A 14,496-nucleotide genomic window follows, 5' to 3' on the forward strand; every position below is an offset into this window, starting at 1 on the left:
GGTATCATGAAAACCATTGATGTTGTGGCGGCAATCATTGAGCACAACGATAAGATTCTACTCGCTCGTCGGCCGCAAGGCGGCGATCAGGCGGGTTTGTGGGAGTTTCCCGGTGGCAAAGTCGATGCGGGGGAATCTCAACCTCAGGCGTTGGTGCGGGAACTGAAAGAAGAGTTAATGATTGAAGCGTTAGTGGGCGATTATATTGCCAGCCATAAGCGTGAAGTATCAGGAAGGATCGTTCATTTACATGCGTGGCATGTAAGCGAATTTAGCGGGGAGCTAACAGCACTTTGCCATAGCGAACTGGCCTGGTGTTTACCTGCCGAGGCATTTGATTATGATCTCGCCCCGGCAGATATTCCGTTACTTGAAGCGTTTATGTCTTTACGCGACGCCAAACTAAAGGGTTAGTGCTAAGCGTTTTTTCATCTCGCTGGCATTGCAGCAATACGCCTCCATCAGCTTTCACCACAGCCCCTTCAGAATAGTTTTGATCCTGATAAATGCAGCATTGGTTACAGGGTGCAGCACGCTGCCCCTGAGTGCTGAACACTTCCGGCGGCACCGAGATATCTACCTGCGGATCAAGACGCTGCGCCATCACTGGCAGAGTCGCCATCAGCGCTACGGCGGCGGCGAGCAGGCTTCTTAGTTGCATTATCACTTCCCTCTTTTTTCGCCCATTGCTTACGCGATTTTTTCTGCTCGTCAGGCGCTTTAACACCTTTGAAAGCATGATGAACCGGCTTGGTTCGAGCCTGGTGAATCAGGTCATACAGCGTTTGTACCAACGGTTGCATGAAGTCCTGATAACGGCACTGCTTTTCGCTGATTTGCGTCAGCGTCGATTCCCATTGCGCCGTCATATCCGGCCTTGCGGCCAGTTCCGGGAGCGAGTGAATTAACGCTCGTCCGGCATCAGATGAATGAATATAGCGGCCTTTTTTGACCAGAAACGTTCGCTTAAACAAAAGCTCAATGATCCCGGCGCGGGTCGCTTCAGTGCCCAGTCCATCTGTGGCGCGCAGGATCTTTTTCAGATCTTTATCCTGCACAAAACGCGCAATCCCGGTCATCGCTGACAGCAGTGTCGCATCAGTGAAGTGGCGCGGTGGCTGGGTCTGGCGTTCAATCACCTCGCCTTTTTCACACAGCAGTTCATCACCTTTGGCCACCACCGGAAGCGGTGTACCATCGTTCTCTTCATCGCGTTCTTTGCCGCCAAGCAGCGTGCGCCAACCGGCTTCGGCGAGGAAACGCGCTTTGGCGTTGAACTTGCCGCCTGCGATATCGAGATCAATGGTGCATTTGCGGAACACTGCATCGGCACAGAACTGCATTAAGTATTGTCGGGCAATCAGGTTGTAAACTTTAGCTTCATTTTCAGAGAGCGAAATTTTGGAGCTACGTGCAGTAGGAATGATTGCGTGGTGAGCATCGACTTTTTTGTCATCCCAGCAGCGGTTACGCAGGTCGGTATTCAGCGCAGGCTGCGGGAATAAATCAGGCTGGTGAATGCTAATCGCATTGAGTACCGCATGACGCCCGGCGAAATGCTCATCCGGCAGATAACGGCTATCCGAACGCGGGTAAGTAATTAGTTTGTGGGTTTCGTACAACTTCTGGCAGATATCCAACACGTTCTGTGCACTTAGCCCAAAACGCTTTGCCGCCTCGATTTGCAGGCTAGAGAGCGAGAACGGCAGCGGAGCGACTTCTGATTCCCGTTTATCATTATAGGCGGTGACGATGGCTGGCTGCCCGCCAATACGGTTGACCACATGTTCAGCCAGCGGACGATGCAGCAAACGCCCTTCTTCATCTTGATACGGTTCGCAAGACTCGCTGGGTATCCAGGTGGCGACAAAACGCTCATCTGCAGGCGTGACGATATGTGCTTTCACTTCAAAGAAATCTTTAGCGATGAAATTCTCGATTTCTTCATCGCGACGCACCACCAGTCCAAGCACCGGAGTTTGCACACGGCCGACCGAAAGCACGCCCTGATAACCGGCGTTACGCCCAAGAATGGTGTAGGCGCGGGTCATGTTGATACCGTAAAGCCAGTCGGCACGCGCACGTGCGAGTGCCGAAACACACAAGGGTATAAATTCGCTGTTCGCACGCAGACGGCTGATAGCGCGTTCAACGGCTTGCGGGTTGAGATCGTTTATCAGGCAGCGTTGAACCTGCTGGCGCTTTGCCGGTGCCAGGTCGAGATAGTCGAGAACTTCATCCACCAGCAACTGCCCTTCGCGATCCGGGTCACCCGCATGAACCACTTCGTCAGCCTGGACGAGTAGTTTTTTGATGGCGTTGAGCTGTTTGGTGACTGATGGACGCGGCTGCAACTGCCATTTTTCCGGCACGATCGGCAGGTCGGCGAGGTTCCAGCGCGCGTATTTCGCGTCGTAAGCATCCGGCTGAGCCTGTTCCAGCAGGTGACCGATACACCAGGTCACCACTTGCCCATTGCCACATTCAATGAACCCGTCGCCACGACGATGGGGTTTTGGGAGCACATCAGCAATAGCGCGAGCGAGGCTGGGTTTTTCGGCAATAAACAAACGCATCAGACTAACGAATCTCAATCATCGGGCGGCCTGCGCGGGCGGTTTTTAGCTCACCAATAGCAGTCAGTTTGATGCCATTTCTTTCGGCAACGGCGGCAACCGCGTCTTCTGCGTCGGCTTCAACAGCTAACAACAAACCGCCGGAGGTTTGCGGGTCGCAGAGTAGATCACGCTGTGCCTGGGTCATTTCGCCCATCAGATAACCGTAGCTTGCGAAGTTGCGCGAAGTACCACCAGGAACGCAGCCCTGCGCGATGTAATCTTCAACATCAGGTAATTTCGGCACTTTATCAAACCACACTTCGGCCTGAACGCCCGCGCCCTGGCACATTTCGCTGAGGTGACCCAGCAGGCCAAAGCCGGTGACATCGGTCATGGCGGTAACGCCTTCGATGTCGGCAAATTCCGCACCTGGCTTGTTAAGCTGGCACATCACTTCTGCGGCAAGGCCGTAATGTTCAGGTTTGAGTAGGGATTTTTTCTCGGCAGTGGTCAACACGCCAATGCCGAGCGGCTTGGTGAGGAACAGTTTGCAGCCTGCGGTGGCGGAGCTGTTTTTCTTCACGCGGTCGGTTGGCACAATGCCGGTGACGGCAAGGCCAAAGATAGGTTCTGGTGCGTCGATAGAGTGACCGCCAGCCAAAGAAATACCGGCTTGTTGGCAAACAAAACGCCCGCCTTCAATCACTTTGCGGGCAATTTCAGGTGCAAGAGTGTTAATCGGCCAGCCGAGAATCGCGATAGCCATAATCGGTTTGCCGCCCATCGCGTATATGTCGCTAATCGCGTTGGTGGCAGCAATGCGCCCAAAGTCGAACGGATCGTCGACGATCGGCATAAAGAAGTCGGTGGTGCTGATGACACAAGTGCCGTTGCCCAGATCGTAAACCGCAGCGTCATCACTGGTTTCGTTTCCGACCAGCAAGTTAGGGTCGACAAATTTAGCCTGCTCGGAATGCAGAATAGTTTGCAGGACTTTCGGGGAAATTTTGCAGCCGCAACCAGCTCCGTGGCTGTACTGCGTCAAACGAACGGTTTGCTCACTCATGGACTACTCCTGTCATTGGCAATGCCACTATGGTAACTCTTACGCCTGGGAGTAGTAAGTATCAGTGTCTGAATTGGGCCATTGCTGGTCACAATCCAGACAGCTTTTGCGTGATTGCTTAGAATCTGTGCACAAATGGCGTGATGTCTGGCACGCTAACGGTGGTAGACGCTTTAAGCTGCGGCGTTCCCAGATACAGGAAACCGACCACTTCATCTTGCTCACGACACTTGAGCGCGTCGCGCACGGCTTCACTTTCAGTCCAGATGCCAGTACGCCAGATCCCGTTGAATCCCTGCGCTACTGCAGCCATCTGCATTGCCATTACCGCACAACCGGCAGAAACAACCTGTTCCCAGACCGGAACCTTATGATTGTCATCACAATGCGCAACGACCGCTATAATCATAGGAGCACGGAACGGAGCGGTACGGGCTTTTTCGATACCCTTTTCGTCTTGCTCTTCAGCAATTGCAGCTTCTTCCATGACCTTACTGAAACGCTCACGGCCTTCGCCTTCAATGACAATGAAGCGCCATGGTTGCAAGGTTCCATGATCAGGGGCACGCATACCTGCACGAATGATATTTTCCAGCGTTTCACCTGCTGGAGCAGGTTCCGCCAGGCGGGAAGCGCTGCGACGGTTAAGAAGTAGTTCAAGTGCATCCATTTGATAACTCCTGCAATGAAATTTAGCGCCGAAATTAACACAGCCGTAGATTTTGTTACAGCGCGGGGCAGATTTCCTACTGACTTTTGCCCTGGGGGTATTTAGGATAGCGGTCACTTAAGCTGTTATATGCAGCTTGCCAGATATTACGGAGAATACATGCGCACCATTGGGCGATTTGTTGCCGGTTTTTTTAAGTGGACCTGGCGTCTGCTTAACTTTATTCGAGAATTTATTCTCAACCTATTTTTAGTGTTACTGGTGCTGGTTGGCGTAGGGATCTGGATGCAGATTAACAGCGCGCCAGCAGAACCTGCACGCGGTGCGTTGTTGCTGGATATCACCGGCGTGGTGGTCGATAAGCCTTCTGTCAGCAATAAACTGGGCGTGATTGGCCGCCAGTTGCTGGGTGCCAGTTCAGACCGCCTGCAGGAAAACTCGCTGTTTGATGTGGTCGATACCATTCGCCAGGCAAAAGATGACCGCAATATCACCGGGATTGTGCTGGACCTGAAAGAGTTTGCCGGTGGCGACCAGCCTTCTATGCAATATATCGGCAAAGCACTGCGTGAATTCCGTGACAGTGGTAAACCGGTTTATGCCGTGGGCGATAGCTACAACCAGGGGCAATATTACCTGGCAAGTTTTGCCAATAAAATTTGGCTCTCACCGCAAGGCGTGGTGGATCTTCACGGCTTTGCCACCAACTCGCTCTATTACAAAACGCTGCTCGATAAGCTGAAAGTCTCCACGCATATTTTCCGCGTCGGCACTTACAAGTCTGCCGTGGAACCGTTTATTCGTGATGATATGTCACCTGCTGCGCGTGAAGCGGATAGCCGCTGGATTGGCGAGCTATGGCAAAACTATCTCACCACCATTGCAGCTAACCGCCAGATTACGGCGCAGGAAGTGTTCCCGGGTGCGCAGGGTCTGCTTGATAACCTGCAAAAACTGGGGGGCGATACCGCGAAATATGCCCTGGATAACAAACTGGTTGATGAACTTGCCAGCAGCGCCACCATCGATAAAGCCATGGTGAAACAATTTGGCTGGAACAAAGAAAACAAAGATTTCAGCTACACCAGTATGTATGACTATGTAGTGAAAAAACCGGCTGATACCGGCGATGCGATTGCTGTCATTATCGCCAATGGCGCAATTATGGATGGCGAAGAAACGCCAGGCCAGGTTGGTGGTGACACCACGGCAATGCAAATCCGCGAGGCGCGCCTTGACCCGAAAGTGAAATCGATTGTTCTGCGCGTAAACAGCCCAGGCGGCAGTGTCTCCGCATCAGAAGTGATTCGTGATGAGCTGGAAGCGGCACGCGCGGCGGGTAAGCCAATTGTGGTTTCAATGGGCGGTATGGCGGCTTCCGGCGGTTACTGGATTTCAACTCCAGCCAATTACATCGTGGCAAGCCCGAATACATTGACCGGATCAATTGGCATCTTTGGCGTCATCAATACCGTTGAAAACAGTCTCGATTCGATTGGTGTTCATACTGATGGAGTGGCGACTTCACCATTAGCCGATGTTGCGGTGACAAAATCACTGCCACCGGAAGTTCAACAGATGATGCAGTTGACCATCGAGAACGGTTATAAGCGTTTTGTGAACCTGGTTGCAGATTCCCGCAAGAAAACGCCGGAGCAAATTGATGCAATCGCTCAGGGTCATGTCTGGACAGGTCAGGATGCAAAAGCAAACGGCCTGGTAGACAGCCTGGGTGATTTCGATGATGCCGTAGCGAAAGCCGCTGAGCTTGCAAAACTTAAAAGTTGGCACCTGGTTTTCTGGCAGGATGAGCCAAGCGTGCTTGATATGGTATTCAACAGCGTGAGCGGTTCGGTACGTGCCATGCTGCCACAAGCATTACAGGCATATTTGCCAGCACCGTTGGCGGATGCGGCTTTGGCGGTAAAAGCGCAAAACGATAAGTTTGGCACGATGAATGACCCCCAAAACCGATACGCCTTCTGCCTCACCTGTGGTGACGTACGATAATCTAAATCCAGCCCGGTATTTACCGGGCTGATTTTTTTGCCCCATCCCACTATACTGCGGCCAATCACGCCAACTCTCTGAGTTTATTCATGCAAAAAAAATCCATTTACGTTGCCTATACTGGCGGTACTATCGGTATGCAGCGTTCAGAGCACGGTTACATTCCTGTTTCCGGCCATTTACAACGCCAGTTGGCTTTGATGCCAGAATTCCATCGCCAGGAAATGCCTGATTTCACGATTCACGAATATCAGCCACTGATGGACTCCTCCGACATGACGCCAGAAGACTGGCAGCACATTGCTGATGACATTAAAGCCAATTACGACAAATACGACGGTTTCGTGATTCTGCATGGCACCGACACCATGGCGTTTACCGCCTCGGCGCTCTCCTTCATGCTGGAAAACCTCAGCAAGCCGGTGATTGTGACTGGTTCGCAGATTCCCCTGGCTGAGCTTCGTTCTGATGGGCAGATTAACCTGCTTAACTCTTTGTACATCGCTGCCAATTTCCCAATTAACGAAGTCACTCTATTCTTCAATAACCGTTTGTATCGCGGTAACCGCACCACCAAGGCGCATGCCGACGGTTTTGATGCCTTTGCCTCACCCAATCTGGCACCGTTGCTTGAAGCGGGTATCCACATTCGCCGCCTGAATACGCCAGCCGCGCCACACAGCGAAGGCGAGTTAATTGTTCACCCGATTACCCCACAGCCGATTGGTGTGGTGACGATTTACCCAGGGATTTCAGCAGACGTTGTCGGCAATTTTTTACGCCAGCCGGTTAAAGCGCTGATCCTGCGTTCTTATGGTGTGGGTAATGCTCCGCAGCACGGCGCATTCCTCAGAGAGTTACAAGAAGCCTGTTCACGCGGAATTATCGTTGTAAACCTGACGCAATGTATGTCCGGTAAAGTCAATATGGGTGGCTACGCAACGGGTAACGCACTGGCTCAGGCAGGTGTGGTTAGCGGCTATGATATGACTGTAGAAGCTACGTTGACTAAGCTTCACTATTTGCTCAGCCAGAATCTGGGTGTGCAGGCCATTCGCGAGGCCATGACGCGCAACTTGCGTGGTGAACTCACCCCAGACGAGTAAGGAGACGCCATGAAACGTGCTTTGTTGATGGTTGATATACAGAATGATTTTTGTGCCGGTGGTGCCCTTGCTGTCCCTGACGGGGATAGCATCGTAGATGTAGCAAATGCGCTGATTAGCTTTTGCAAAACGCGCGGGGATGCAGTTGTTGCCACACAAGACTGGCATCCAGCTAATCACGGAAGCTTTGCCAGCGTCCAAAAAACCGAGCCTTACACCCAGGGTAAACTTGACGGGTTGAGACAAACCTGGTGGCCTAATCACTGCGTACAACACAGCGAAGGTGCAGAACTTCACCCTTTGCTGAATACTCAGGAGATCGATGCTATTTTTCGCAAAGGCGAAAACACTCAAATTGATAGCTACAGTGGCTTTTTCGATAATGGGCATCGCCAGAAAACGGAGCTTGACAGCTGGCTATTTCGCAATGAGATCAAACAGCTAGTGGTGATGGGTTTGGCAACCGATTATTGCGTGAAGTTCACAGTACTCGACGCCCTGACATTGGGCTATGACGTGATAGTGATTACAGATGGTTGCCGGGGTGTGAATCTTCATCCTCAGGACAGCCTGAAGGCATTCCAGACTATGTCTGCGGCAGGTGCCACTTTAATGACGTTTGCTGATTTTACTTACTAATTTCCTCCAGGGCGCTATCGCGCCCTTTCCCCTTTCTCGATTCCGCTCTCATTCTGAACTTTTATTACTCGCTCATTTTTGAGAGCGCTCTCATAATGAATTTGTTTATTAATGCAGCATGTTAGCTGTGTTTTTTACCTGTCGCCCCGCTGGGTTGCGTCAGGCTTTTAATCGATATTGCTCGTCAAAGAGGAACTACCCTATGGTCTTCACGCGTAAACTGCTGCCCTTGCTGGCAGTAATACAAATCGCTTGTGCCGGTGTGGCTCAAGCAAGCTCTTACCTCTCCGTCGGTTATTTCAATGGTGGCGGTGATGTTACTGCCGGGCCTGGTGGCGATATCAATAAACTCGATGTGCGCCAGATAACCCACCTCAACTACTCATTTGGCCTGATTTACAACGATGAGAAAGACGAAACCAACGCGGCACTGAAAGACGCATCAAAACTGCATCAAATTTGGCTCTCGCCAAAAGTCATCTCAGACCTTGAAAAGATCCCTACGCTGCGTAAACAGAATCCCTCATTAAAAGTTTTGCTTTCTGTAGGGGGTTGGGGTGCTCGTGGCTTCTCAGGCGCTGCGGCAACACCTGAAAACCGCGCGGTGTTTATCCGTTCAGCACAAGACGTTATTGCCAAATACGGGCTGGATGGTATCGATCTGGACTGGGAATATCCGGTCAACGGTGCGTGGGGCCTGGTAGCCAGCATGCCGGAAGATCGCGCTAACTTCACTTCGTTGCTCAATGAGTTACGTACTGCGCTGGGCAAACAAAAATTACTGACCATTGCAGTGGCTGCAAACGTGAAAGGCCCGACCGAATGGGTCGATATGAAAGCCATTGCGCCAGCGCTTGATTACATCAACCTGATGGCCTACGACATGGCGTACGGCACTCAGTATTTCAACTCGAATCTTTATGACTCGAAAGCCTGGCCAACAGTTGCGAAAGCGGATAAGTACAGCGCTGATTATGTGGTGAGTAACTACATTGCGGCGGGCATGAAACCGGCGCAGCTAAATCTGGGTATTGGTTTCTATGGCCGCGTACCTAAGCGCGCAGTGGAGCCAGGCATTGACTGGGATAAACCAGACGCAGCTAAAAACCCAGTCACCCAACCCTACTTTGGTGCACCGGAAAAAACCGTGTTTACATCGTTTGGGCTGGATCTGTCGAAAGACACTTATCTGAAATACAACGATATTGTGAGCAAAATGCTCAACGATCCGCAAAAACGTTTTACTGAGCACTGGGATAACGACGCGCAAGTGCCTTATCTGACAATGAAATCGGCCGAGGGCAAAGATCTGTTTGCTATCTCGTATGAGAACCCACGTTCAGTGGCTGCCAAAGCGGAGTACATCAAAGCTAAAGGATTGGGTGGCGCGATGTTCTGGGAGTATGGCGCAGATGACAATAATCAGTTGGCAAAAGAGTTAGCCAAAGATTTGGGCATTAAAACGGAGCATTAATTTTCAAAATCAAACTGGGCGGCAACTGTGCCACCCAGTTTTTTGAGTTTACAGCTTCACCGTCATAATCGGCGCAGGCTCAATGCCGAACTCAGCTTTAAGCTGCTGCTTACTCTTCATCACTATGTTGCCATCAGTGCCGATGGTCATATGCTGCGGGTCAGTGTTATGACGCGTCTGCCACATCATCACTAATTGCAAACTGTTCTCTTTTTGATCGGGCGTCAGTGCCACACCGTCTGGCCATTTTCCCAGCTCAACGGCGGTCACCAGACGTTGATAAACTTCCGGTGTCATTGCTTCTAACATCTCGTCCAGGTTCATCATGCGGCAAGTTCCTGTGGAATAATTTGCTGAATCGATTTTTCAACCTTCGATTTGCTCACCGTTTTGGTCGTCGGTGAAGTTTAATGAGGCTGAATTCACGCAGTAACGTTCACCTGTTGGCTGCGGGCCATCCGGGAAAACATGGCCTAAGTGGGCTTCACAATTGCCGCAGCGGATTTCAATCCGCTCCATACCATGTGAGAAGTCCTTGATGTAGTTAATAGCGCTGTCGCTTACTGGTTCATAGAAGCTAGGCCAGCCGCAGCCTGAGTCATACTTAGACTCTGACATAAACAACGGTGCGTCGCAGACCAGGCAGTGATACACCCCTTCCCGTTTGTTATGCAGCAGACGCCCGGAAAACGGTGGCTCAGTGCCATGCTTCTGGGTGACATAAAACTGCATCTCAGAAAGGTTTTTTTTCGATAAATCAGGAGGTAATTGGTTAGCCATATGCGTACATCTCGGGCAGTGGGAACTGTAACTGATAACAGCATGATTCTAACAAAAAATTAACAACACCGTGCTGTTTTTTGTTCTAAACTTAGCCCTGAATTTCTGGCGCAGCGTCAATTGTGATCGCCGTCACATTCTTGTTGGAATGGTCCTTTAAAATTCCTCGCATCGTCCCCATTTGGATAAAGAGCCAAAAGGGAAGCGCGAGGCGGTTCAGTCGTTCAAATGATGTCCATAGGATTGATTTGTCGCAATGATTGACACGATTCCGCTTGACGCTGAGTAAGGTTTTTGTAATTTTACAGGCAACCTTTTATTCACTAACAAATAGCTGGTGGAATATATGACTATCAAAGTAGGTATCAACGGTTTTGGCCGTATCGGCCGTATTGTTTTCCGTGCTGCTCAGGAACGTTCTGACATCGAGATCGTTGCAATCAACGACCTGTTAGACGCTGAATACATGGCTTACATGCTGAAGTACGACTCAACTCACGGTCGTTTCAACGGCACTGTAGAAGTCAAAGACGGCCACCTGGTTGTTAACGGCAAAACTATCCGTGTTACCGCAGAACGTGACCCGGCTAACCTGAAGTGGAACGAAGTCAACGTAGACGTTGTTGCTGAAGCAACTGGTCTGTTCCTGACTGACGAAACTGCTCGTAAGCACATCACTGCTGGCGCTAAAAAGGTTGTTCTGACTGGTCCTTCTAAAGACAGCACTCCTATGTTCGTTAAAGGTGCTAACTTCGAGAAATATGCTGGCCAGGATATCGTTTCTAACGCATCTTGCACCACTAACTGCCTGGCTCCACTGGCTAAAGTTATCAACGACAACTTCGGTATCGTTGAAGGCCTGATGACCACTGTTCACGCAACTACCGCTACTCAGAAAACTGTTGATGGCCCGTCTCACAAAGACTGGCGCGGCGGCCGCGGCGCAGCTCAGAACATCATCCCTTCTTCTACCGGTGCTGCTAAAGCTGTAGGCGTTGTACTGCCAGAGCTGAACGGCAAAATCACTGGTATGGCGTTCCGCGTTCCAACTCCAAACGTGTCTGTAGTTGACCTGACCGTTCGTCTGGAAAAAGCTGCGTCTTACGAAGAAATCAAGAAAGCAATCAAAGCGGCTTCTGAAGGCCCAATGAAAGGCGTTCTGGGTTACACCGAAGACGACGTTGTATCTACTGATTTCAACGGCGAAATCTGTACTTCTGTGTTCGATGCTAAAGCTGGTATCGCACTGAACGACCACTTTGTGAAACTGGTTTCCTGGTACGACAACGAAACTGGCTACTCAAACAAAGTACTGGACCTGATCGCTCACATCTCCAAATAAGTTGAGATGAGCTATTAGTCCTGAAGGCGACCCATGCGGTCGCCTTTTTTTTGCCTTCGATTGATAGGTGAGTCAATGATTAACAAAATTTTTGCCCTTCCAGTAGTTGAACAAATCACTCCTTCTATTTCCCGCCGTCAAATTGATGAGCTGGAAGTTATCGTGGTTGAACATCCACAAGCTCGTGGTGCTGTGACTTTGCAAGGCGCACACCTTTTGTCATGGAAACCAGCTGGTGAAGAAGAAGTGCTTTGGCTCAGCGGCAATACACCGTTCAAGCACGGCACGGCCATTCGTGGCGGCGTGCCAATTTGCTGGCCATGGTTTGGCCCTGGTGCACAAGCAGACCTGCCAGCACATGGTTTTGCCCGCAACCTGCCATGGACTCTGACTGCGCATAACGAAGATGAAAGTGGCGTTGCCCTGACCTTCGAATTGCAAAGCAGCGATGCGACTCGCAAGTACTGGCCACATGACTTTACCCTGTATGCTCGTTACAAACTGGGTAAAACCTGTGAGATGGAACTGGAAGCGCACGGCGAGTTCGAAGTTAACTCCGCTCTGCATACTTATTTCAACGTTGGCGATATTGCTGATGTGAAAGTGAGTGGTCTGGGTAAAAAATATATCGATAAAGTGCTTAACGCTTCTGAAGGTCAGTTAACCGACGGCGTGCAGACCTTCCCGGATCGCACAGACCGTGTTTATCTGGAACCAGAAGAGTGCAGCGTCATTCATGATGCGAGCCTGAACCGCACCATCGACGTTGTTCACCACCACCACGTCAATGTGGTTGGCTGGAACCCAGGCCCGGCACTGTCTACTTCAATGGCAGATATGCCAGATGATGGTTACAAGACTTTTGTGTGTGTTGAAACCGCATGTGCAAGCGCAACGCAGAAAGCGACCGCTGATAAACCAGCTCGTTTAGCGACAACTATTCGTGTAGCGAAAAAAGCTTAAACCATATCTAAAGGCGTTTTGCGGCCCGGTGCCGGGAACGCCTTTTCCATCAGTGCTATTTCTTCCTGACTCAAGGCAATTTCGAGTGCCGCCGCATTTTCTTTCACATGCGCCACACTCCCCGCTTTCGGAATGGCCATCACACCATCATGGTGAATGACCCACGCCAGTAATAGCTGCGCGACGCTCACACCCTTATGGTTTGCCAACTCATTGAGCGCCGGATGGTTCATCAACCCACTACGCAAACGTCCAGCTTGAGCTAACGGGCAATAAGCCATAACAGGCATATGTTGTTGCTGGCACCATGGCAATAAATCATGTTCAATCCCACGAGATGCAAGGTGATAAAGCACCTGGTTGGTAGCACAACCACGCCCACCAGACGTACTCCATAACTCCTGCATATCTACATAGTCGAGATTCGAAACACCCCAGCGGCGAATTTTGCCTTGCTCAATCAGTTGCTGCATAACACTGACCGTATCCTGCAGGGGGATCTCACCACGCCAGTGCAGTAAATAGAGGTCGAGATAATCTGTTTTTAGCCGTTTCAGGCTCGCCTCGCAGGCGGCAATTGCCTGCTGCCCCGACGCATTCCATGGGTACACTTTTGAAACGAGGAAAACGTCATCGCGTCTGCCGCTAATAGCTTCACCCACCACTTTTTCCGCCTCGCCATCAGCATACATTTCAGCGGTGTCAATAAGCGTTAAGCCGAGATCAAGGCCCGTTTGGAGCGCACGCACTTCATCCGCACGTTGCGAGGTGTTTTCACCCATATACCAGGTACCCTGCCCGATACCAGGCAAAGGTTTTGATGCAGAAAAAGAAATTTGATTCGCCATGACAACTCTCCTTAAATCATTGCACCACCATAATGAAAACGGGGCGCAAGCGCCCCGTTGAAGTGCATGAGTTGCACCATCAGAAACTGTAGGTCACGCCAGTCAGCAATACCCCAGTCCACTGCTTATCGATCATTGGGCTGTCAGTAACTTCGTCTGCCAGACGAACATAACGACCCATACCGAATACATTCCAGCTGTCTGTCAGCTTGTAATTCACTGACAGCTCAACATACGGTGACCAACTGCTTTCAGCTTCGTAAGAACTCAGGCCACTGCGGCTGGACTCTTTCTTGCTGACACCATAGTAGTAATCGTTCTGGTTATCGCTACTCCACTGCACACCGATACCTGGTGTCAGAGTCAATCTGTCGCTGTTGTAGCGATATAACCATGCGGTATCCCAGGTGATGCCATTACTGTTGTCCAGGGTATCACCTGCAAGCACGGTACGCAGGAAACCATAATCGGTGTAATGCACATAAGAAAGGCCAGCCATCAGCGTCGCGTGACGATTGTCCAACTGACGCATACTTTTTGAATCACTGTCTTTCGCACGGAAGAAGAGCGGTGAATAATACGCAGTCACAGACAATTTATCGGTCTTGTCATTCCACAGGTAGTAACCCGCATTTAAACCACGTAAGTAAAAACTATCACCTTCGTAACCCACCATCGGAACTGGATACACACGATCCTGATCGCCTTTATATGGATTTGGGGTAACGAGGGCTGCAGCGCCTAAAGACCATGGGCCGTCAGCGGCATGCACAACAGAAAAAGATGAGGCAAGCAATGCCCCTAATGTCAGAATTTTGAATTTGCTCACAATCCATTAAGTCCTTTAATCAAATAATCAGCGGTAAGAGTGTAACCTCCGAAGCTCCTCACCCCAAATTTTTTACTCAAATTAAACCTAAAAGCAACTTATCAACATCTCGCATACAGGTTTCACCTTCTTTTCATTTTTATGAACGACATATGAACGCCGTAGCTTCCTTTAACAACAAAAGGAGAAATAAATGGATGAGTTATTGATA

The 14,496-nt window shown here is 50.5% G+C and carries 15 protein-coding genes; 7 read left to right on the forward strand and 8 right to left on the reverse strand.

Features of this window, described 5'->3' with window-relative positions; genetic code table 11:
* The first annotated feature begins 6 nt into the window (after nt 1-6).
* On the forward strand, nt 7-414 hold the full coding sequence (locus LVQ79_RS14410) for a pyrimidine (deoxy)nucleoside triphosphate diphosphatase (RefSeq protein ID WP_232865490.1): 408 nt from the start codon (nt 7-9) through the stop codon (nt 412-414).
* On the opposite strand, the gene LVQ79_RS14415 is transcribed toward LVQ79_RS14410, so the two are convergent.
* From LVQ79_RS14415 to LVQ79_RS14430, 4 genes are all read right to left on the reverse strand, one after another.
* Nucleotides 380-622: a YnjH family protein gene (locus LVQ79_RS14415; RefSeq protein WP_370639857.1), complete on the reverse strand. Its 243-nt coding sequence runs from the start codon at nt 620-622 to the stop codon at nt 380-382. The genes LVQ79_RS14410 and LVQ79_RS14415 overlap by 35 nt on opposite strands.
* The gene (locus LVQ79_RS14420) at nt 588-2,576 is read right to left on the reverse strand and encodes a DNA topoisomerase III (protein WP_232865580.1); all 1,989 of its coding nucleotides are present in this window, start codon (nt 2,574-2,576) and stop codon (nt 588-590) included. The genes LVQ79_RS14415 and LVQ79_RS14420 overlap by 35 nt, the downstream gene beginning before the upstream one ends.
* 4 nt (nt 2,577-2,580) lie before the next feature.
* The gene (gene selD / locus LVQ79_RS14425) at nt 2,581-3,624 is read right to left on the reverse strand and encodes a selenide, water dikinase SelD (protein WP_232865492.1); all 1,044 of its coding nucleotides are present in this window, start codon (nt 3,622-3,624) and stop codon (nt 2,581-2,583) included.
* Nucleotides 3,625-3,742: 118 nt separating this feature from the next.
* Nucleotides 3,743-4,294: an NAD(P)H nitroreductase gene (locus LVQ79_RS14430; RefSeq protein ID WP_154153098.1), complete on the reverse strand. Its 552-nt coding sequence runs from the start codon at nt 4,292-4,294 to the stop codon at nt 3,743-3,745.
* 159 nt (nt 4,295-4,453) lie between these two features.
* On the opposite strand from LVQ79_RS14430, the gene sppA reads away from it, so the two are divergent.
* The 4 genes from sppA to chiD all read left to right on the forward strand — a co-directional run bounded on the left by sppA (nt 4,454) and on the right by chiD (nt 9,523).
* Nucleotides 4,454-6,304, forward strand: a complete 1,851-nt coding sequence (gene sppA, locus LVQ79_RS14435; RefSeq protein ID WP_232865493.1) for a signal peptide peptidase SppA — start codon at nt 4,454-4,456, stop codon at nt 6,302-6,304.
* Between the two features lie 89 nt (nt 6,305-6,393).
* Nucleotides 6,394-7,410 carry an asparaginase gene (gene ansA, locus LVQ79_RS14440; RefSeq protein ID WP_232865494.1) on the forward strand — a complete coding sequence of 339 codons (1,017 nt, stop codon included), beginning with the start codon at nt 6,394-6,396 and terminating at the stop codon, nt 7,408-7,410.
* Nucleotides 7,411-7,419: 9 nt separating this feature from the next.
* Nucleotides 7,420-8,049, forward strand: coding sequence for a bifunctional nicotinamidase/pyrazinamidase (gene pncA, locus LVQ79_RS14445; RefSeq protein WP_232865495.1), 630 nt, complete (start codon nt 7,420-7,422; stop codon nt 8,047-8,049).
* 202 nt (nt 8,050-8,251) lie between these two features.
* A complete protein-coding gene (chiD, locus tag LVQ79_RS14450) occupies nt 8,252-9,523 on the forward strand; it encodes a chitinase ChiD (RefSeq protein ID WP_232865496.1) in 1,272 nt (423 codons plus the stop codon).
* 48 nt (nt 9,524-9,571) lie between these two features.
* Here chiD and LVQ79_RS14455 read toward each other — a convergent pair whose 3' ends face one another.
* Both LVQ79_RS14455 and msrB read right to left on the reverse strand, forming a co-directional pair.
* The gene (locus LVQ79_RS14455; RefSeq protein ID WP_122974001.1) at nt 9,572-9,847 is read right to left on the reverse strand and encodes a YeaC family protein; all 276 of its coding nucleotides are present in this window, start codon (nt 9,845-9,847) and stop codon (nt 9,572-9,574) included.
* A 42-nt stretch (nt 9,848-9,889) separates the two neighbouring features.
* Complete coding sequence (gene msrB / locus LVQ79_RS14460; RefSeq protein ID WP_151995474.1) at nt 9,890-10,303, reverse strand: peptide-methionine (R)-S-oxide reductase MsrB; 414 nt, start codon at nt 10,301-10,303, stop codon at nt 9,890-9,892.
* A 346-nt stretch (nt 10,304-10,649) separates the two neighbouring features.
* On the opposite strand from msrB, the gene gapA reads away from it, so the two are divergent.
* Both gapA and LVQ79_RS14470 read left to right on the forward strand, forming a co-directional pair.
* Nucleotides 10,650-11,645 (forward strand): glyceraldehyde-3-phosphate dehydrogenase, encoded by a 996-nt coding sequence (gapA, locus tag LVQ79_RS14465; RefSeq protein ID WP_064518118.1) that lies wholly within the window; start codon nt 10,650-10,652, stop codon nt 11,643-11,645.
* Between the two features lie 75 nt (nt 11,646-11,720).
* On the forward strand, nt 11,721-12,608 hold the full coding sequence (locus LVQ79_RS14470) for a D-hexose-6-phosphate mutarotase (protein ID WP_232865497.1): 888 nt from the start codon (nt 11,721-11,723) through the stop codon (nt 12,606-12,608).
* Here LVQ79_RS14470 and LVQ79_RS14475 read toward each other — a convergent pair.
* Nucleotides 12,605-13,456 carry an aldo/keto reductase gene (locus LVQ79_RS14475; RefSeq protein WP_232865498.1) on the reverse strand — a complete coding sequence of 284 codons (852 nt, stop codon included), beginning with the start codon at nt 13,454-13,456 and terminating at the stop codon, nt 12,605-12,607. The genes LVQ79_RS14470 and LVQ79_RS14475 overlap by 4 nt on opposite strands.
* 79 nt (nt 13,457-13,535) lie before the next feature.
* Nucleotides 13,536-14,285 carry a MipA/OmpV family protein gene (locus LVQ79_RS14480; protein WP_232865499.1) on the reverse strand — a complete coding sequence of 250 codons (750 nt, stop codon included), beginning with the start codon at nt 14,283-14,285 and terminating at the stop codon, nt 13,536-13,538.
* Nucleotides 14,286-14,496 lie beyond the last annotated feature (211 nt).

It is taken from the genome of Buttiauxella cochleicola (genome assembly GCF_021282405.1).
Classification (GTDB): domain Bacteria; phylum Pseudomonadota; class Gammaproteobacteria; order Enterobacterales; family Enterobacteriaceae; genus Buttiauxella; species Buttiauxella massiliensis.